Origin of the sequence: Nocardia sp. NPDC046473, from assembly GCF_040645995.1 — a bacterium.
Lineage (GTDB): Bacteria > Actinomycetota > Actinomycetes > Mycobacteriales > Mycobacteriaceae > Nocardia.
The window spans coordinates 149519-168365 of the sequence record NZ_JBEYZJ010000011.1; the positions used below are offsets into that span (position 1 = coordinate 149519).

Sequence of the window (18847 nt, forward strand, 5' to 3'; positions counted from 1 at the left end):
TCCGTTTTCTCGAAGTGTGTGATCTGTTCGGTCAGTTGAGTTTCTGGTCGGCAAGATGGTCGGTGAGCGCCCGGTTGGTGTCCCACCCGGTGATGGGTGGATAGGCGTCGGAATCGGTGACGATGTCGAGCACGGTGGTAACCGGATCGACGATCGCCTTCGAAAGTGCCTCGCGCAGTTCCACATCGGTGTGGATGGTGTGACCCTGTGCCCCGCACGCGGTCGCGATCTGCGCGTGGTCGACATGACCGAGTTCGACGGCGGAGGTGGGCCGACCGAACTGGACGATTTCGGCGTGCTTCTGGTAGCCGAGGATGGAGTTGTTCAGCACGAGCACAACGACATCCAGGTTCTCCCGGACTGCGGTCTCGATCTCGGCCCAGCAGTGCGCGAAGCCGCCGTCACCGACCAGGCAGATGACCGGCGCGGCGGGTCGCGCCGCCTTCGCACCGATCGCCAGCGGCAGTCCCCAGCCGAGCCCGGCCATGCCGCGCGGCAGGATGAATCGCTGCCGGTGGGTGGTGGCGCGGATATAGTTGGCCACCCAGATCGAGGAGTAGCTGGCATCCGCGACGACGATCGCGTCATCGGGCAGCAGGGTGCTGATCTCGTCGGCGACCCGCTCGGGGCGCAGCGGCTGCCGCGTCGAGGTGCGCACCGCGGCCGTTGTCGTCTCGAATTCGGCACGGGAGCGGGCGATTCGGTCGGTGACCGCGGGCCGGTCGGCGCTGCGCTTGCTCAGGTCGAGTTCGCGCAGCGCGGCCGAGAGATCATCGATACCGGTCCGGACGTCGCCGACCAGTCGCAATGACGGGTAGTTGCGGCCGATTTCGGTGGGATCGATGTCGAGGTGGATGAAGGTGGCGTCGCGGGGGAACAGGCTCCAGCCGTCGGTGCCGTTCTCGTTGGTGCGGGAACCGGCGAGCAGGACCGTGTCCACCCCGGCGATCCACTCCCGCATGCCATGCGAAACCCCGTGTGGGCCCATGTAATTGCCGACGACGCCGACGCTCAGGTCGGCGGTGTCGGGCACCACGCCCTTGCCCATCGGCGTGGTCGCGACTGGCAACGATGCCAGATCGCTCAACCTGGCCAAGGCGGCGCCCGCGTCGGAGGAGACCGCGCCGCCACCGGCGACGACGAGCGGCCGCTCGGCACCGGCCAGCAGTTCCGCCGCGGTACGGACGGTGTCTTCGGACGGGCGGATCCGATCGAGCGGGAACACAGTCGGACCGAGGTGTTCGGGTGGGGGCGGCGCGGCCAGTTCGAGGACGTCCTTCGGCAGCATCAACACCGCGGGCCCCGGCCGTCCACTGGTCGCCGCCCGGAATGCCGCGTCGAGATAGTCGTGCACGCGATCGGGATCGTCGAGGCGGTCGAACCATTTGGTGCAGCCGGAAAACAAACTCTGGTGATCGATCTCCTGAAACGCATTTTTGTTGCGAATCGGGCTCGGTACGTCCTGAATGAGCGCGACCACCGGAATCGAGACCTTCGCCGCCTCGGTCAGCGGCGGCACGAGCAGCGTTGCCGCCGGCCCGTTCTGTGCCACCACCACCGAACAGCGTCCGGAAACCCGGGCAAAGCCGTCGGCCATGGTGCCGCCCGCGTTTTCGGTGCGATAAACGATCTGGCGGATGCCGAGATCCTCGGCCGCCAAAACCAGCAGCGACGGCAGGCTCTGGCCGAAGAATTCGGATATCTGCCTGGCACGAAGATTCTCGGCTATGGCGGCGGCGACTGTCGGCATCGGAACACCTTCTCGCGGTAGCGGACGTGGACTGGATCGGTAGCTACAGTCTCGGCCTGCGCAGAACGCCAGGTCCAATACGTATTTACTTCCCGTTGATAAGGAACTCTTATCTGGCTAGGCTGACCGCGTGGACGACCTACGTCGCGTTCGTTACTTCCTAGCAGTAGCCGAGCACCGGCACTTCGGTCGCGCGGCCGAAGCGCTGCACATCACTCAACCCGCGCTATCTCAGCAGGTCAAGGCGCTGGAGAAGGAGCTGGGCGTCGAGCTGCTGGCCCGTACCGGCCGCGGTTTCGTCATGACACCGGCCGGACTCGCGCTACAGGCGGGTGCCCAGCAACTGCTGTCGGCCGCCGCTGACCTGGCACGCACCGTCCGCGCTCGGGCGTCGGGCACGGCCGGGGAACTGAAGGTGGCTTTCACTCGATCGGGCTCCGACAGCGATATTTCCCAGCGCATCAGGTCCTTCCGGAAGGAATTTCCGGACATCGATGTGTCGACCATCACCGGGTGGACGTCGTGGAATCTGGACCTGCTCGAATCGGGCGAGGTCGACGTCGCATTCGTGCGCGGAAATATCGCCCACCCGCGGGTGCAAACGCACCTGATCGGGCTGCAGGAAGCCGCGGTGGTGGTCTCCAAAGGGCATCCGCTGGCCGAAAAGGCCAGCGTGGAAATCGGCGACATTGTCGACGAGCCGATCGTGCTCTGGTCACGCCACACCGGACCGGACTTCTACGACGAACTGGTCAGCCATATCTGGGGCGACGGCGCGCCGAACCTGGTCGCCGAGGAATCCGACGCCGAACAGGTCCTCGACCTGGTATCGAGCGGCACCGGAATCAGCGTGCTCGACCGCAAGCGGGCGACCCGAATCGCGCACGAGAACATCGTCGTCATTCCGTTCGGCGCCAACGCGCCGCAAATCGCCATCCAGATCGCCTGGATGCGCGGCTCGGAGGCCCCGGCCCTGGCGCACTTCCTCGAATGGTGGCGGCGCTGTAGTTAGCTCGCGTGCTTGCTGCGCCGGACGACGGTGACGCCGCGCACGGTGGTGAGGATCGCGACCACCATGATCGTCAACAGCTGCATGATGTTCCAGGCCACGGGGTCGGCTTTGGGTTCGGCTTCCGCCAGACGCATTGGCAGGGGATGACTTTCGACGATCGGCAGGTTCGGTGCCGGTGGCGCGGGCTCGGGTTCGGGCGGTGGCGGGGCTTCGATCGGGGGAGTAGCAATGGCCGGTATCACCGGGGCCGGTGGGCCGAGCAGCAGTGGCGCACCGGGAAAGGGCGGCAGGTCGCGCGGCCACAGTAGACATGCCAGCCCGCTGCCCGTGGCGGCGCTGCCGACGACGACGCTGCCGAGTGCCGATCCACTGGAGCCGAGGATGCCGTGCGAACTGCCGGTCACCAGGCCGAGCAGAATCAACGCGCCGCCGACCGCGACGCTGCCGGTGCATGCCGTTCGAGTGTCGTCGGAGTCGAGATCGGGCAATTCGGCAGAACCGCCGGGCAAGGGCGGCGCGGCGATGGGCTCGTCGGCCGGGGCAGGGTCGCTGGCTTGCCCAGTGCCAGCGGCAGTTCCGAGACCTAGGCCGGTGCCTGCGCTGCCGCTACTGAGATAGCCGTGCCCCGCCGGTGTGCTCGGTCCGAGACCGAGTTCCGTTCCAGCGAAAGCACTTCCGGCATCAGTAGAACCCGAAGATGCACTGCCACTGACGATTTCGCCGATCGACGGCAACGGATCCGCGGCCGCGACAGCATGGTGACCGGCCAGCAACGCCGCGGCCAGCGGCAGCGCCGATGCGAGGGCAAGTCCTCTGGTGTGTGCCATGAGCGCACATCCCATCCGTAATCGGTGTTCAGCCAAAGAATTCCGCTAGGTGATGTGCTGGAAACGGGACAGCGCCGAGGTGAAGGCATCCTTCGGCACGATGTTCCCGCCGGAGAACGGCCGATCGAGGCCGTAGATCGCGACGATCGCCGCGCCGACCACGATGCCGAGCAGCGCGGTCATCAGGATGCTGCGCTTGGTGACCTCGACGCCGGAGAGCACGGCGGTGCACAGCAGCAGCACCGTGGTGAACCACAAAGCGGTGTACAGGAATCCGGGCATGCCGAGATCGGCGTCCATCGAGCGATCGTGGCGCGCCTGCGCTACCGCCTCCAGGGCGGCGATGGCGCTGGCGCGCAGGTCGGTGACGTTGGAGTCCTGCGACTGGATGGCGAACACGGTGTCCCGCAACGTATCCAAGGTCTCCTGGGTGGACTGGCTCATCCGGCCTTCGTTGTCCATCTCCGGCCACTCCACCTTCACGACCTGCTCGGTGTAGTCGTGCACCAGTTTTTGCACCTGCTGATGTTCGGGATCGGGCATCTCGTGCGCGGCCCAGTAGACATCGGTCAGCGCCTTGGCCTCGGCGATCGTGTGATTGTGCGCGTTGTCGTACTGCTGCCAGCAGATCACCACGACGAAGGCGGCCACGGCCATGAAGAGCGTGTTGATCAGGTCGATGACCAGGGTGCCCGCCGCCTCGTCGTCGGTCTCGCGCCAGGAGGCGGGCCGCAGCCGGTCCCCGATCACGAAGACGATGACGGCCACGACCGCGACCGCGACGGGCACGAGCAATTGCTGAACGAGCTCACTATCCATGACGCGGCCTTTCCTAGGTGTTCCTCGAGACGACTACATCGGCGACATGGCGCAGGGCCTGACCGACCGCGGCAGGGAAGGGGGCGTTGTCGAGGGCGCGGTTGGCCTGCGCCCATCGGGTGCGAATCATCGCCTCGACGCGGGGACGCGCAGTGGCGGTGAGGATTTCGCGGCAGGTCTCGGCCTGCCTGCCGTCCAATTCTGGATTGCCGAGCAAGGTGAGCAGCTGTGCGGCTTGCGCCGGCGGCGCGTGTTCGAGGGCCAGCGCGACCAGGGCGGTGTGCTTGCCATCGCGCAGGTCCTCCAGATCGGACTTGCCGGTGCTCGCCGGGTTGCCGTAGACGCCGAGCAGATCGTCCTGCAACTGGAACGCCTCGCCGATCGGCCTGGCGTAGGCGGTGAGCGCCTCGCGCACCCCGGGTTGCGCGCCGGCCAGGACGGCGCCGAGCTGCAGCGGACGTTCGCAGGTGTAGGACACCGTCTTGTACCTGATGATCTGCATCGCCTGGTCCAGGTTCGGTGCCGGACGTGCGGTGGTGACCAGGTCCAAGTACTGGCCGTACATGACGTCGGTGCGCATGCCGTCGAGCACCGTGAGCGCCTCGGTCAACTGAGTGGCGGTCAGCTGTGCGGTGTGCAGCAATTCGGCTGACCAGACCATCGTCAGGTCGCCGAGCACGAGGGCGGCATGCGCGCCGAACTCGCCGGGGTCGCGGCGATCCTGATGCCGGGCCGCCAGCGCGCGGTGCACGGTGGGGTGATCGCGGCGGGTGTCGCTGTTGTCGATGATGTCGTCGTGGATCAGCACGGCGGCGTGGAACAGTTCGAGCGAGGCGGCGGCGCGCACTATCGGCTGCGGCACGGGCATCCGGCCGCCCGCGGCATGCCAGCCGAGGACGCACAGCAGCGGACGAATCCGCTTGCCGCCCGCGAAAAGAAAGTCCCGCACGATAGAGGTGAGCTCGTCGGGCAGCGCGGGTTCGGTAGCGGTGGCCTTGTCCCGCAGGAACTGGTCGAGCTCGCCGTCCACCCGCGTCCGGATCGCGGCCAGATCCACCGGTGCGGGTGTCGCGGGCTCGGCATGCGCGGTGGTCATGAGATCCCCTCCGCCGGTGCGTCTTCGAGGTGGCTGGTGAGCGCGACGGCTTCGGCCACCAGCGTTTCGACGATCAGGTGCTCGGGTACGGTGCGAATCACCTTGCCCCGGACGAAGATCTGCCCTTTGCCGTTGCCCGAGGAGACACCGAGGTCGGCCTCGCGGGCCTCGCCGGGACCGTTGACGACGCAGCCCATCACCGCGACCCGCAGCGGATGCGGGAAGCCCTCGAACGCCGCCTCCACCTGACCCGCCAGCCGATGAATATCGACCTGGAGCCGGCCGCAGCCAGGGCAGGAGACGATTTCGAGCTTGCGCGGTCGCAGGCCGAGCGATTGCAGAATGTGACAGCCCGCCTTGACCTGATCGACCGGCGGTGCCGAGATGGACACCCGAATCGTGTCGCCGATCCCCTCGCCGAGCAGGATGGCGAAGGCGACCGCCGATTTGACGGTGCCCTGGAACATCGGTCCCGCCTCGGTGACGCCGAGGTGCAGCGGATAGTCGCAGCGCTGGGCGAGCAGCCGATTGGCGGCGATCATGGTGCGCGGGTCGTGATGCTTGACCGCGATCTTGAGGTCGGTGAAGCCGTGTTCCTCGAACAGCGCGGCCTCCCAGAGCGCCGATTCGACGAGAGCTTCCGCGGTGGCCGAACCATGCTTGGCGAGCACGCGCGGATCGAGCGAACCCGCATTGACCCCGACCCGAATCGGAATGCCTGCTGCCGCCGCAGCTTTCGCGATTTCACCGACCCGATCATCGAATTGCTTGATATTGCCGGGGTTCACCCGCACCGCCGCGCAGCCCGCGTCGATCGCGGCGAACACGTAGCGCGGCTGGAAGTGGATGTCGGCGATCACCGGCAGCGGGGACCGGGCCACGATGGTCGGCAACGCGGCCACGTCCTCGGTGGTCGGCACCGCGACTCGGACGATGTCGCAGCCCGCCGCGGTCACCGCGGCTATCTGCTGCAACGTGCCGTCGATATCGGCGGTCCGGGTAGTTGTCATGGTCTGGACGGAGATCGGCGCACCGCCGCCGACCGGGACACCACCGATGTTCAGCCGCTTGGTGCGGTGGCGCGGAAGTGTGGTCGGCAGGCCGAGATCACTGATGCTCATGGGAGATGCCTCACGTCGGGTGGTGGGGCGAAGGCGATGTTCTCGATGGCCGTGACGTGTTCGCGGACGGTGAGCGGGCCCCAGGCGCGCAGCGCGTCGATGACCGCGTCGACGAGGGCCGCGGGCGCGGAGGCGCCTGCGGACAGGCCGATGGTGTTCGCGGATTCGATCCAGGCGGGCGAGATGGCCGACGCATCTTCGATGAGATAAGCCGGGATGCCATGGCGCTCAGCGACTTCCACCAGCCGCTGGGAGTTGGACGAGTTCTCCGAGCCGATGACGAGCACGACATCGCTGTGCTGCGCCACCGCCTCCACGGCCTGCTGCCGGTTGGTACTGGCGTAGCAGATGTCGGCGCTGCTCGGCCCGTGTAACTGCGGAAAGCGTTGGCGCAGCGCCTGAATGGTCTCCTCGGCCTCGTCGACCGACAGGGTGGTCTGGGTCAGGAAGGCGACCTTGCCTTCGTCGGGGACCTGGAGCGCGGCGGCCTCGGCCGGACGGTCGATCACCACCGTCACCTCAGGCGCCTCGCCCGCAGTGCCCTCCACCTCCTCGTGCCCGGCGTGGCCGACCAGCACGATGGTGTTGCCGCGGGCCGCGAAGCGCCGGGCCTCGGCATGCACTTTGGTGACCAGCGGGCAGGTGGCGTCGATCACGGTGAGCCCGCGTGCCTTGGCCTGTTCGTGCACGGCGGGGGAGACGCCGTGCGCGGAGAAGACGACCGTGGCACCCGTCGGCACCTCGTCGAGCTCCTCGACGAATATCGCGCCGCGCCCGGCCAGGTCGGAGACCACGTGAGTGTTGTGCACGATCTGCTTGCGCACGTAGACCGGCTCGTGTCGATCCGGCGCGGCCAGCAACCGTTCCACGGTGTCGATGGCCCGCTCGACGCCGGCACAGAAGGACCGTGGGGCGGCAAGCAATACCGTCCTCCCGCGAGCGGTGGTCATGGCGACACCGGCTGCGGGGCAGGCGCATTCGCCTTCAGTGAGCGGCAGAGTCCGTCGATGCGGACGGCTCCGGTGCCGAGTCCGCTCGGTCGCTCGAAGGACGGCGCCGGGCCCGCCTCGATCGGCGGTTCGGTGACCAGTTCGTCGGGCACGGATCGATAGCGATCCGCTAGCTGTGCCTCCTTGTAGCGCCCACACGATATGTGCCAGTTGACGATTCCGGCCATCCAGTCCTGCAGTTCGACCGCGCGCCGGTCGAGTGAATCGCGCACGTCCTGACCGAGGTCGTATTCCTCGTAGAGGGCGGGCAATTCGCTGCCGACGATGCGTTCGAACTGCTGCATCCGCGCGGTCAGCAGGTCGTTGACGATGGCGACGCCGTCCGCGGAACTGCAGTCGAAGAAGTTCTGCATGACCCGGACCGCGTTGTGGAAGTCGCCTTCGTACTGCGTCTCTTTCTGATACGAGAAAAGGTCGTTCACCATCGTGGCGTAGTCGCTCGCGGTGTGTTCCAGGTCCATGATCGTCTGGGTACGATAGACATCCGGCGGCACCAGCTGACCGTGCGAGAACCGCGACAGCGCCATGGTGAGATCCGAACCGAAAGTGCGGCGACGCATTTCGACATAGTCGACCGGATCGGGAATGCGATTGGCGATGTCGTTGGCCACCTCCCATTCGCAGCTCTCCAGGAAAGCCACTACGGCGCGGCGGAATTCACCCTTCTGCTCGCCGTCGAGGATGGCGGTGGTCCGGTGCCAGAGATCGGCGAGGGCGCGCTCCATCGCGTTGGTGGCGGGCGGAACCACCTCGGACTCCAGCGGCATGAACGCCGAGAATCGTTTGCCCTGCGCCTTTGCTGCGATCATGTCTTTGCGCAGGCTGAACACCTGGGGGTAGTAGTCGTCGACGTAGGTACCCCAGGCCAGCCAATCGGACGACAGATCCAATTCGGCGAGAGTGGCATCGGGATCCAAACCCGCTGAGCACAGCGCGAAGTCGAATTCGGCGAGATCCACCGGACGCCACAGCGCCCGGCCACCCAGTTCCGGTACCGGGCCGTGGAAGCCCATCTCCTTGCCCCAGGCGAGCAGATTCGCCCGCGCGGCGTCGACGAACGGACTCACCTGGAGTTTGTACGGCAGATACAGCTCCGGCAGCGCGGTTGGCCCGACCTCCTCGAAGCGGGGCCGCAGGAAACTCTTCATCCGGCTCGGTCCGAGCGCCGCGTTGGGGGCGAACAGATAGACCGCGGAACTGCCGAGACCGACAGGTTTGAACAAGCGCGGCAACGGATCACTCGCGGTGGCGCCGCCCTTGTTCATATATCTGCTGGAGCGCATGTGCCATTCGTGCCCGCCGGATTGCCAGTCCTGCAAGCCTTTTGCGTAGGCGACCACCGCGGCCTGGTCCTGCGGGTCGACCGCGTATTCGGCGAACAGCATCGGCAGCTCGGTCAGCGCGGTGTGCTCGAACTGCTGTAGGCGTGAGGTCAGCAGGTCGTTGACGACGTCGGCGGCGTGCTGGGTGTCGTAGCCGAAAAACTCTTCGACCACCAGGATTCCGTTGGCGTTCTCGCCTTCCTGGCGCACCTCGCGTTCGTAGGAGAAGATGTCGTTGCGCAGGTGCACGCCGTCGGAGAAGGTGTCGCGCAACACTTCCAGCGGCCGAGTGGCGGCGAGTGCGGCCGGTACCGCCGCGCCGACAGCGTGCTCGACCAGGTTGGCCGACCACGGTGCGCCGCCGACCTTGCGCCGCATCTCGATGTATTCGATCGGATTCGCGATCCGGCCCTCGGTGATATTGGCCAGCTCCCACCGCGATTCCTCCAGCAGCGCAGTGGTTGTCGCGACGAAGCGCTGCCGCCAGTCCATCGGCATCGACGGCACCGTCCGGACCCACAGGTCGGCGAGTCCACGCTCCACCGGGTTCGTCGGCTCCGGCATCGGGCCGCCGGCCAGCGGCATGAAATCGCGCAGTCGCTCCAGATACTTTCGCGCACCCTCGGTGTCCCTGGTTCGCTTGAACAATTCGAGGAAGTGATCGTCGAAATAGAACACCCACACATACCAGTCGGTAATGAGAGACAGTTCCTGGCTGTCGCATTCGGGATGGGTGTAGGCACACAGCAGGCCGTAATCGTGCTTTTCGAGGTCGGCCTCATCCCAAATATGGTGTCCCTGTTGAGGTTCGAAGAAACCCATCCCGTCGGCCCAGATCCTGGTGTGCGCGCGGGCGCTGTCCACGTGGGGATTGAGCCTGGCCGGGTACGGCATGTAGAAATCGGGAAGTTCGAAGGGCTGCATGTCATCTCCTTACGGTCGACACTCGCGGCTCAGTGGTTCCGGCGCGCGACCAGGCCGGCCAGCACCATCAGGTCCGCGGCCGCGGCGGGATCGGCCAGCGCCGCGATGGCCGCCCGCACTCGGCGGTCGGCGAGCTGCTGGGTGCATTCGCGCCCGCCCGCCGACTCGACCAGGGCGGTGGCCCGAGCAATATCCATCGAGTCCGGATCGCGGCCGTACATCGTCGCCAGCTCTGCGGCCGCCGCGGTGCCCGAACCAAGAGCCGTAACCACCGGCAGCGACATCGTGTGCCGGGCAAGGTCATTCGTCGGTTTGCCGGTGACCTTCGGGTCACCCCAGATCCCGATCAGGTCGTCGACGAACTGGAACGCCATGCCCAGTTCCCGCCCGAACGTGTCCATCGCCGACACGGTGGACAGATCCGCCTGCGCGCACAGGGCCCCGAGCGCGCAGGCGCAACCCATCAGCGCGCCGGTCTTGCCCATCGCCATCCGCGCGTACTCCTCGACATCGACCTGCGCGCCCGACCGGAACTGACAGTCCTTCTGCTGCCCCTGGCACATCTCGATGACCGCCGATTCGAGCCGGGCGACCGCCGCGGTGGCCGTCCGACCCGGTAGCCCGGTCACCAGCACCCGGGCCGCCAGCGCATGCAGCGCGTCGCCGAGCAGCATCGCGTCGGGCACGCCCCAGATCGTCCACACGGCCGGCCTGCCGCGCCGGACCTGATCGACGTCCATGATGTCGTCGTGCAGCAGCGTGAAGTTGTGCACCAGCTCCACGGCGGCCGCCGCGGCGAGCGCGACCCGCGGGATGGCACCGCAGGCTGCGGCCGCGCAGACGGTCAACGCGGGCCGCAACGCCTTTCCACCCGGTTGTGGTGTCGCGGTTCCCTCGGCATCCCACCAGCCGAGGTGGTAGCCGCCCATCAGGCACAGCGGTTCGGGTAACGACGAAACGGCCTCGCGCAGCACCGGATCGCACATCTTGCGAACGCTGGACAGGATCTCTGTGGCCCGGCGGCTCGTCGCCGCCGAGGTGCTCTCGACCATCAGCACATATACCTTCCCTTGCGGTGTCGTGGCCGCCGGAGTGCGGTCGCCCATGACCTGGGAACGCCGCGGCTGCTCGGTATTTCGTGGCCGCCGCGGCGTCGAAGACATCGAGGTCGCTGATCGTCTCCGTCAGTCGGTCTGGCGTGCGACGAGGACGTTGTCGAGGATGCCGAGCGCGTCGGGGACGAGGATCGCCGCCGAGTAATAACAGCTCACCAGGTAGGAGATGATCGACTGGTCATCGATGCCCTTGAAGCGGACGTTGAGACTCGGCTCGTATTCGTCGGGCAGCCCGACGGTGTGCAGGCCGATCACGCCCTGATCCTTTTCGCCGAGGCGCATGGCGAGAATGGAAGTGGTCTGGGTGCCGCTGACCGGGATCTTGCCACAGGGGAAGATCGGTACCCCGCGCCAGGCGGGCACCCGGTGGCCGTCCACGTCGACGGGGTCCGGGTACAGGCCGCGCTTGCTGCACTCGCGACCGAAGGCGGCGATCGCTTTCGGGTGCGCGATAAAGAGATTGGTGCTGCGGCGCATGCTGAGCAGTTCGTCCATGTCGTCCGGGGTGGGCGGGCCGGACTCGGTGTAGATGCGCTGCTTCAGATCGCAGTTGTTAAGCAGTCCGAAGTCGGGGCTGTTGACCAGGTCGTACTCGCGGCGTTCGTAGAGCGCCTCGATCGTCAGCCGCAACTGCTGCTGGGTCTGGTTCATCGGGTCGTTGAACAGATCGGCGACGCGGGTGTGCACTCGAAGTACGCTCTGCGCCAGGCTGAGTTCGTATTCGCGTGGGCTGGCGTCGTAGTCGACGAAGGTGCCGTCCAAGAGAGGTTCGCCCTCGTGGCCGGAGTGGATCTGGATCGCCGCCTCGCCCTGTTTGTTCTGTGGCTGTGCGGCGGCGGCCGCTACCTGTGAGAGTTGTTCTCGAAGTGTTGGTGCGTTGTCGAGTACTTCCTCGAACGCTTCTCGCGGCATGACGAGCATGGTGGTCTTGGTGACCGCCTTGACGGTGACCGGCCAAATGGCGGAATCGTCGGTGATGCATTCGTCGCCGAAGAAGTTGCCGCCCGCGAGCATGCCGAGCTTCGTTTGCTCGCCGTATTCACCGGAACCGATCTTGGCCAATTTACCGTGCACGATGAGCATGATCTGGTTCATCGGGTTGCCGAATTCCGCGACGACCGTTCCCGGTTCGAGGTCGCGCTGTTCGAAACGTTGCGCGAGGGCCTGCAGTACTTCCTCGTCGTCGACGTCGTGCAGTGCGCGCAGCTCGCGCAGTTCCTGGGGGATGACCTTGGCCTGCGAGCCGTCGATGACGAACTCGATCTCGCCGTTGCCCAGGGTGTGGGTGAGGCGGCGGTTCACCCGGTAGATACCGCCGTTGACCTGTGTCCACGGCAGCATGCGGGTCAACCAGCGGGAGCTGATGCCCTGCATCTGTGGTTCGGATTTGGTGGTGGTTGCCAACTGGTGCGCGGCTGCGGTACTGAGGCTCTTGCGGCCGTTACCGTTGCCGTTGCCATTACCGTAACCATTGGTCTCGGTAGAAACCGGCATTTCGATTGTCATATTTGATCCTCACCTCGAAATGGTCACCCGTGGACGGTTTGTCATGGAATGTCCGAATAGGCGATCGTTCAGATTCGATGGTTGTGCACAGCAGGTCGACAGGCGGCGAGAAGCCCGCGGAAACAGATCGCTGGAGCGAATGTTGGTATGTGGCAGTGCGTTTCGGACGATGTCGATCTTAAGCCGCGAAACCTGTTGGGCGTACCCAAACTTCGAATATTAGTCGTTATTATTCGGATGGTTACGACACGTGTTCGATTGGGACACCGGCGGATAACGCCTTCGTGTGAATCGCGAAAGTCGAGACAGATCGCGAATGGGTAGCTATCTTCCGGCCGCAGCGCGGAACCCGAACTGGAGCCGCCGGCGATCAGGTCGCCGCCGAAAACGAAGCGCGGTGTTTCTGGGCGGCGAATGCCGCTGGGCCGGTATCTGTCGGGGCGGCGGATTAGCCTCGGGGGTATGTGTCGAAACATCACTGCCCTGCGGGGGCTAGAGCCCGCGGCGACGCCGGAGGAGATCCAGGCCGCCGCGCTGCAGTACGTGCGTAAGGTCGGCGGGCTGTCCAGCATCTCGGCCGCGACCCAGCCCGCGGTCGATGCCGCCGTCGCCGATATCGCCGCGATCACGACCCGGCTGCTGGACCAGCTGCCGGATCGTAAGGTGCCGCCGAAGTCGGTGCCGCCGCTGCGCCGACCCGAGGTTCAGGCGCGGATCCAGGCCAGGGCGCACACGCACGACTAACCGCGCTACCTCGGCATCGGACGCTGTGCGCGGTGCGGTCGGCTCGCGGGTGCCTGCTATCTTGAACGTCGTTCAAGCTGGTAGTTGGAGGAAGTCGTCGTGGACGGTGTCGAGAACTCTCGTGGCTCGAGGGTCGCCTTTTCCGCGCGGGACATCGCGCAGGTCGCGGTGTTCGCCGCGCTGATCGCGGCGATGGGACTGCCGGGCGCCATCACGGTCGGATTCAGCGGTGTGCCGATCACGGTGCAGACGCTCGGCGTCATCCTGGCCGGCGCGGTGCTCGGTGCGCGCAAGGGAACCGCCGCGGTGCTGGTGTTCCTAGCGTTGACGTTGATCGGCCTGCCGCTGCTGTCGGGCGGCCGCACCGGACTGACGGCGATGGCCGGGCCGAGTGCCGGATACCTGGTCGGGTGGGTGCCCGCGGCGCTGGTCATCGGTCTGTTGACCGCGCGGATCCTGCCGAAGTATCCGCTGGTGCTCGGCCTGCTGATCAATGCGCTCGGCGGGCTCGTGGTCATCTATCTCTTCGGCACACTCGGGCTGTTGCTGCGCACCGATCTGGATGTCCGGCATGCGATCAGCACCAACTTCGCGTTCATTCCCGGCGACTTGGCGAAGGTCGTGGTCGCGACGGTGGTCGCCAAGGGTGTGCATCGCGCGTATCCCGGTTTGATTCGTGCGTAGTCCGGAGCTCGGCGGCTCGGGGGATCAGCCCGCCGTCGAATTCGATGGGCGCGCTTACACTTACGATCAGCTCGATCGTGCGATCGAGGAGTGGATCGAACGGGATGACGCGCCCGTTTACGACGCGTCGGCGCTGTCTGTGCCGGACGCGTTGATCTGCGTCTGTGCAGCGGCGCGGCGGGGTGTGCCGGTGATCGTCGAGAATCCCGCGGCACGGCCCGATCGTCCGAACATTCCTTCCTCGGCATTCCTTTTGGTGACGACATCGGGTTCCACCGGCCGTCCACGACCGCTTGCTCGTACCGCGGCATCCTGGTTCGACAGCTTCCCGGCGTTCACCGCTATTACCGGCGTCGAGGCCACGGACCGGGTGCTGATCACTGGTCCCTTGCATGCGACTATGCATCTGTTCGGTGCGCTGCACGCACTGTGGCGGGGCGCGTGCGTGACCGACGATCCGACGCGAGCCACGGTCGTGCACGCGGTACCTGCCGTGCTTCGTGACGTTGTCGACAAGGCGCCGAAGCTGCGGACAGCGATCGTCGCGGGCATCGCCCTGGACGACGGTGCTCGCAACGCGGCGGACGATATCGAGATCGTCGAGTACTACGGGTCCGCGGAGGTTTCGCTCGTCGCGGCACGTCGGGTGCCCGAGCCGCTTCGCCTGCTGGACGAGGTCGATGCCGAAATCCGCGACGGGCTGCTCTACGTCCGGACCCCGTACCGCGTGCTCGGAACTCCTGAATGGTTCGGCGTCGGCGACCTCGCCGAACTCGGGGCGAACCGCGAGCTCACGGTCCGAGGCAGGGGAGAGTCGGCCATCAATGTCGGCGGCACCACGGTCCTCGCCGAGGACGTCGAGCGCGTCCTCGGGACCCTGGCAGGTGTCACCGCTGTCGCGGTGATCGGCTCGCCGCATGCGGTGCTCGGTGAGATCGTCACGGCCGCAGTACAACTCGACGGTGTCGAGATTGATGTGGTTCGTGCGCAGGCGCGCGGACTGCTGATGAAGGAGGCCATGCCGCGTCGCTGGGTGCCGCTGCCGACGCTGCCACGGACCGCCAGCGGGAAGGTGGCCCGAGGTCAGCTGAAAGACTTGCTGGCATGAACTCGGTCCCCGTGCTGGTAGCGCCGCGTCGAACGCCGATCGGCAATGCCGGGCACGGGTTCGCCGCGCTGACGACCACCGACCTGGCCGCGCCCGTGTTGCGCGAGGTGCTGTCGGCACTGCGTGGGGCGGGCGTTGCCGCCGAGGTGGACGATGTGGTGCTCGGTAACTGCCTGGGGCCGGGTGGGGATCCGGCGCGGATCGCGGCGTTGGCGGCCGGGTTCGGGGCGGAGGTTCCCGGTGTCACGGTCGATCGGCAGTGCGGGTCGGGTCTCGACGCGGTGATGCAGGCGGCGTTGCGGGTGCGCAGTGGGGCCGATGAGCTCATTCTGGCGGGTGGTGTGGAGTCGGCGAGTACCGCGCCGTGGCGGTTCTGGCCGCCGGTCGCCGGGGCCGAGCCGGTGCGGTATACGCGCGCTCCCTTTGCGCCGCACGGCTTTCCGGATCCAGACATGGGGGTGGCGGCCGACGATCTGGCGCGGGTTCATGGCATCAGCCGGGAGCGGCAGGACGCGTACGCGGCGCGTTCGCACACCCTTGCCGCGACGGCCGACTTCGCTGCGGAGATCGTGCCGATCGGGGACGTGCGCCGGGACGAACGTATTCGGGCGGGAATGACCGAGGCGCGGCTCGCACGGCTGCGGCCGAGTTTCGGAGTCGACGGGACGGCGACTGCGGGTAACTCGTGTGGCATCTCCGACGGGGCGGCGGTGGTGGCGGTGACGAGCGAGTCACTGGCCGCGGGCCTTCCCGCGCTGCGGATAGTTGGGTCGGCGGTGGCCGGATCCGATCCTGCCCACCCGGGTCTCGGGCCGGTTCCTGCGATACGGAAGCTGTTGCGGCGCACCGGAGTCGACGTGGCGGAGCTGGGGATCGTCGAGATCACCGAGGCCTTCGCTTCGGTCGTGCTTGCGGTGTCGGACGAGCTGGGTTTGGACGAATCGAAGATCTGTCCGCAGGGTGGGGCGATCGCGATGGGGCATCCGTGGGGTGCGTCGGGGGCTATCTTGTTGGTGCGGTTGGCAAGTCAGATGCTGCGCGAGGGTGGGCCCGCGCTCGGGCTCGCGGCGTGTGCCATCGGTGGTGGGCAAGGTATAGCCATGCTGGTGGAGCGTGTGTCGTGAGTGAGATCGTCTTCTCCTCGGTGAGTCACCGCTTTGGTGAGCGAAAAGTATTGCGCGGCATCGATCTTCGGATTACCGAGCGACGGGTCGGCATCATCGGCGCCAACGGTTCCGGGAAGTCGACCCTGGCGCGCATGATCAACGGGTTGCTGGCCCCGACCTCGGGCACCGTCACGGTGGATGGCATCGACGCGGCGCGCAAGGGCGGGCAGGTGCGGCGCAAAGTCGGGTTCGTTTTCACCGACCCCGATACCCAGATCGTGATGCCGACTGTCGCCGAGGATCTCGCTTTCTCTTTGCGCCGAACAGGTTTGAGCAAGCAGGAGGTCGCGGCGCGGGTCGAGGAGATGCTGGTTCGGTTCCGCCTGCACGAGCACGGTGACCACCCCTCGCACCTGCTGTCCGGTGGACAGAAACAACTGCTCGCCATCGGCGCGGTCCTCATCCGCAGACCCGAGGTGATCATCGCCGACGAGCCGACCACCCTCCTGGACCTGCGCAATGCCCGCGTAGTCGCCGACGCGCTGGACGCGATGGATCAGCAGGTGATCGTCGTGACGCATCAGCTGGCGTTGCTGGACAGTTTCGAGCGGGTCATCGTGATCGACGAAGGTCTCGTCGCCTTCGACGGAACGCCCGCCGCCGCCGTCCCCGCCTACCGGGAGCTGGTCGAATGATCGGGCTGTACCGGCCCGGTGACTCACTGCTGCACCGAATGCCCGCCGGGGCCAAGCTGTTGCTGCTGATCGTATCGATCGTGGCGGCAACGGTATTCGTACGCAGCCCGATGGAGGTCGGCATTGTCGCTGCGGTGGTAGCGGGATTGTTCGCCCTCGCCCGCATCCCGTTCAGGGTCGCTGTGGCGCAACTGCGTCCGATGGTATGGATGCTGCTGATCATCGCCGTGTTCCAGGTCCTGATCACCTCGCCCGCGCGGGCCGTTGTCGTCTGCGGCGTGCTGCTGATCTCGGTGGCGCTCGCCGCGTTGGTCACCCTCACGACTCGCGTGACCGACCTACTCGACACGGTGACGCGCGCGCTCGTGCCGCTGCGCAGACTCGGCGTCGACCCCGATCGCATCGGTCTGCTGCTGGCGCTTGCCATTCGATGTGTTCCGCTGCTGGCCGGAATCGTGCACGATGTCGCAGAGGCGCGACGAGCCCGCGGCCTGCAATGGTCGATGACGGCCCTGGCGACGCCGGTCTTGGTGCGCGCCTTGCGCACAGCCGACGCGATGGGTGACGCCCTCGCCGCGAGAGGAGTCGACGATGACTGAGCTGCTGGCCGAGCGGATCGCCCGCCGCGCCGCCGAGCTCCCGGACGCGACCGCCGTCATCTCCACTCGCGACCGCGTCGACTACCGCGAATTCTGGTCCCGCGTCACCCGCACTGCGGCTGGCCTCAACGGCATGAATCGCGTTGCCGTACTGCCGACTTCGGACATCGATTCCTTGGTAACCGTCACCGCGGCCATGCACACCGGCGTCAGCATCGTGCTACTGCATCGCCACCTCATGCCCGAACAACTGACCCGCGTCCTCGGCCTCGCGAAACCGGCCGCCGTCGTCGCGTCACCCCAACAACATCGCCGACTGCGAAAAATGGGATATGACGGACCGATCCAGACCGCCACCACCCTGGAATCCGATGGCGCAGCCGCCCAGGCGCTACCCAGCACCGAACTGCTGGTCGGCATAACCTCCGGTACCACCGGCGAACCAAAACTGTTCGTACGCAACCAGCAATCCTGGTCCACCACCCTCGACCGCTCCGACACCGCCTTCGACATCGGCCCGCACGACCTCGTCTCGACCCCCGGCGTCCTCGACCACACCCACTTCCTCTACGGCGCACTGCACACGCTCACGCGAGGCGCGACAGTCGACCTGCGCCCGGTGGTCGAATCACTCGAAGCCGGTGCGACACACCTGTATTCAGTACCAACCATCGCCTGGGACGTGGTCCGTTCCGGAGCAGGCCCGTTCCCCGATGTCCGCGAGGTGCTTTCCTCGGCCGCCCGCTGGCCACGCACGGGAAGGCAAGCGCTGCAAGAGCTTCTGCCGAACGCCTCGCTCGTCCACTTCTATGGCGCTTCCGAATTGAGCTTTGTCTCCGTCGACCGAGGGCTCGGCGCCACCGACGAGGATGCAGCGGGTGAACTGTTCGACGGCGTCGACGTGGATATCCGGGACGGCCTGGTCTTCGTCCGCAGCGACATGCTCTTCGACGGTTACCTCACCGAGCACGGCGTAACCGACGGCTCCGTCGACGGATGGATGTCGGTGGGGGACCGGGGCGCGGTAATCGGCACCCAGCTGCGCCTTTTCGGACGCGACAGCGAAATGCTCATCCGAGCCGGACTGAACGTAGAGCCCGCTGCCATCGAAGCCGCTCTCACGGCGATCCCCGGCATCGCGGAGGCCGCCTGCATCGGCATCCCCGACGAGCGGATGGGCGAAGCGCCTGCGGCTGCGATCGTGGTGGACGACAACGCCCCGAGCCCCGGCGAAATCTGGCGCCGGCTACGCGCGACCCTGCCGAGCCCGAGCATCCCGGTACAGCTGCACACTCTCGCCAGCCTCCCGCGCACCCCGCGCGGAAAGCTCGACCGCCAAGCCCTCGCCGCCGCCTTCAAAGCAATTACCGAGATCGACGGGTGAACGAGACGATTCCCCATGCTCGCGA

17 protein-coding genes are annotated in these 18847 nt (G+C 66.6%); 8 read left to right on the forward strand and 9 right to left on the reverse strand.

Translation table 11 applies throughout. The features are described 5' to 3' along the window. Nucleotides 1–31: 31 nt before the first annotated feature. Nucleotides 32–1750: an acetolactate synthase catalytic subunit gene (locus ABZ942_RS36005; protein ID WP_357390120.1), complete on the reverse strand. Its 1719-nt coding sequence runs from the start codon at nt 1748–1750 to the stop codon at nt 32–34. A gap of 130 nt (nt 1751–1880) precedes the next feature. Here ABZ942_RS36005 and ABZ942_RS36010 point away from each other — a divergent pair, with 130 nt between their 5' ends. Further along, nucleotides 1881–2762, forward strand: a complete 882-nt coding sequence (locus ABZ942_RS36010; RefSeq protein WP_357390121.1) for a LysR family transcriptional regulator — start codon at nt 1881–1883, stop codon at nt 2760–2762. Here the strand turns inward: ABZ942_RS36010 and ABZ942_RS36015 are convergent. From ABZ942_RS36015 to ABZ942_RS36050, 8 genes are read right to left on the reverse strand one after another with little or no spacing between them, the layout of a single operon-like run. Beyond that, nucleotides 2759–3589, reverse strand: coding sequence for a hypothetical protein (locus ABZ942_RS36015; RefSeq protein WP_357390123.1), 831 nt, complete (start codon nt 3587–3589; stop codon nt 2759–2761). The two genes, ABZ942_RS36010 and ABZ942_RS36015, sit on opposite strands and share 4 nt — an antisense overlap. A 45-nt stretch (nt 3590–3634) precedes the next feature. Further along, nucleotides 3635–4408 (reverse strand): DUF4239 domain-containing protein, encoded by a 774-nt coding sequence (locus ABZ942_RS36020; RefSeq protein WP_357390125.1) that lies wholly within the window; start codon nt 4406–4408, stop codon nt 3635–3637. 13 nt (nt 4409–4421) lie between these two features. Beyond that, complete coding sequence (locus ABZ942_RS36025) at nt 4422–5504, reverse strand: polyprenyl synthetase family protein (protein WP_357390127.1); 1083 nt, start codon at nt 5502–5504, stop codon at nt 4422–4424. Continuing rightward, complete coding sequence (gene ispG, locus ABZ942_RS36030; RefSeq protein ID WP_357390129.1) at nt 5501–6625, reverse strand: flavodoxin-dependent (E)-4-hydroxy-3-methylbut-2-enyl-diphosphate synthase; 1125 nt, start codon at nt 6623–6625, stop codon at nt 5501–5503. The genes ABZ942_RS36025 and ispG overlap by 4 nt, the downstream gene beginning before the upstream one ends. Then, nucleotides 6622–7575 (reverse strand): 4-hydroxy-3-methylbut-2-enyl diphosphate reductase, encoded by a 954-nt coding sequence (gene ispH, locus ABZ942_RS36035; protein WP_357390130.1) that lies wholly within the window; start codon nt 7573–7575, stop codon nt 6622–6624. Before ispH ends, ispG begins: the two co-directional genes overlap by 4 nt. Next, nucleotides 7572–9881 carry a germacradienol/geosmin synthase gene (locus ABZ942_RS36040; RefSeq protein WP_357390132.1) on the reverse strand — a complete coding sequence of 770 codons (2310 nt, stop codon included), beginning with the start codon at nt 9879–9881 and terminating at the stop codon, nt 7572–7574. Before ABZ942_RS36040 ends, ispH begins: the two co-directional genes overlap by 4 nt. A 29-nt stretch (nt 9882–9910) precedes the next feature. Further along, complete coding sequence (locus ABZ942_RS36045) at nt 9911–11044, reverse strand: polyprenyl synthetase family protein (RefSeq protein ID WP_357390134.1); 1134 nt, start codon at nt 11042–11044, stop codon at nt 9911–9913. A 21-nt stretch (nt 11045–11065) separates the two neighbouring features. Next, a complete protein-coding gene (locus ABZ942_RS36050) occupies nt 11066–12502 on the reverse strand; it encodes a family 2B encapsulin nanocompartment shell protein (RefSeq protein WP_357390136.1) in 1437 nt (478 codons plus the stop codon). A gap of 462 nt (nt 12503–12964) precedes the next feature. Here ABZ942_RS36050 and ABZ942_RS36055 point away from each other — a divergent pair, with 462 nt between their 5' ends. From ABZ942_RS36055 to ABZ942_RS36085, 7 genes are all read left to right on the forward strand, one after another. Next, complete coding sequence (locus ABZ942_RS36055; protein WP_357390138.1) at nt 12965–13246, forward strand: DUF2277 domain-containing protein; 282 nt, start codon at nt 12965–12967, stop codon at nt 13244–13246. 99 nt (nt 13247–13345) lie between these two features. Next, nucleotides 13346–13930, forward strand: coding sequence for a biotin transporter BioY (locus ABZ942_RS36060; protein WP_357390140.1), 585 nt, complete (start codon nt 13346–13348; stop codon nt 13928–13930). Further along, nucleotides 13923–15038, forward strand: a complete 1116-nt coding sequence (locus ABZ942_RS36065) for an AMP-binding protein (protein ID WP_357390142.1) — start codon at nt 13923–13925, stop codon at nt 15036–15038. Before ABZ942_RS36060 ends, ABZ942_RS36065 begins: the two co-directional genes overlap by 8 nt. After that, nucleotides 15035–16162, forward strand: a complete 1128-nt coding sequence (locus ABZ942_RS36070) for a thiolase family protein (protein ID WP_357390144.1) — start codon at nt 15035–15037, stop codon at nt 16160–16162. Before ABZ942_RS36065 ends, ABZ942_RS36070 begins: the two co-directional genes overlap by 4 nt. After that, on the forward strand, nt 16159–16839 hold the full coding sequence (locus ABZ942_RS36075) for an ABC transporter ATP-binding protein (protein WP_357390146.1): 681 nt from the start codon (nt 16159–16161) through the stop codon (nt 16837–16839). The genes ABZ942_RS36070 and ABZ942_RS36075 overlap by 4 nt, the downstream gene beginning before the upstream one ends. Then, entirely contained in the window at nt 16836–17438 is a 603-nt protein-coding gene (locus ABZ942_RS36080; RefSeq protein WP_357390148.1) for an energy-coupling factor transporter transmembrane protein EcfT, read from the forward strand. Before ABZ942_RS36075 ends, ABZ942_RS36080 begins: the two co-directional genes overlap by 4 nt. Continuing rightward, nucleotides 17431–18822 carry an AMP-binding protein gene (locus ABZ942_RS36085; protein ID WP_357390150.1) on the forward strand — a complete coding sequence of 464 codons (1392 nt, stop codon included), beginning with the start codon at nt 17431–17433 and terminating at the stop codon, nt 18820–18822. Before ABZ942_RS36080 ends, ABZ942_RS36085 begins: the two co-directional genes overlap by 8 nt. The last annotated feature ends 25 nt before the right edge of the window (nt 18823–18847 follow it).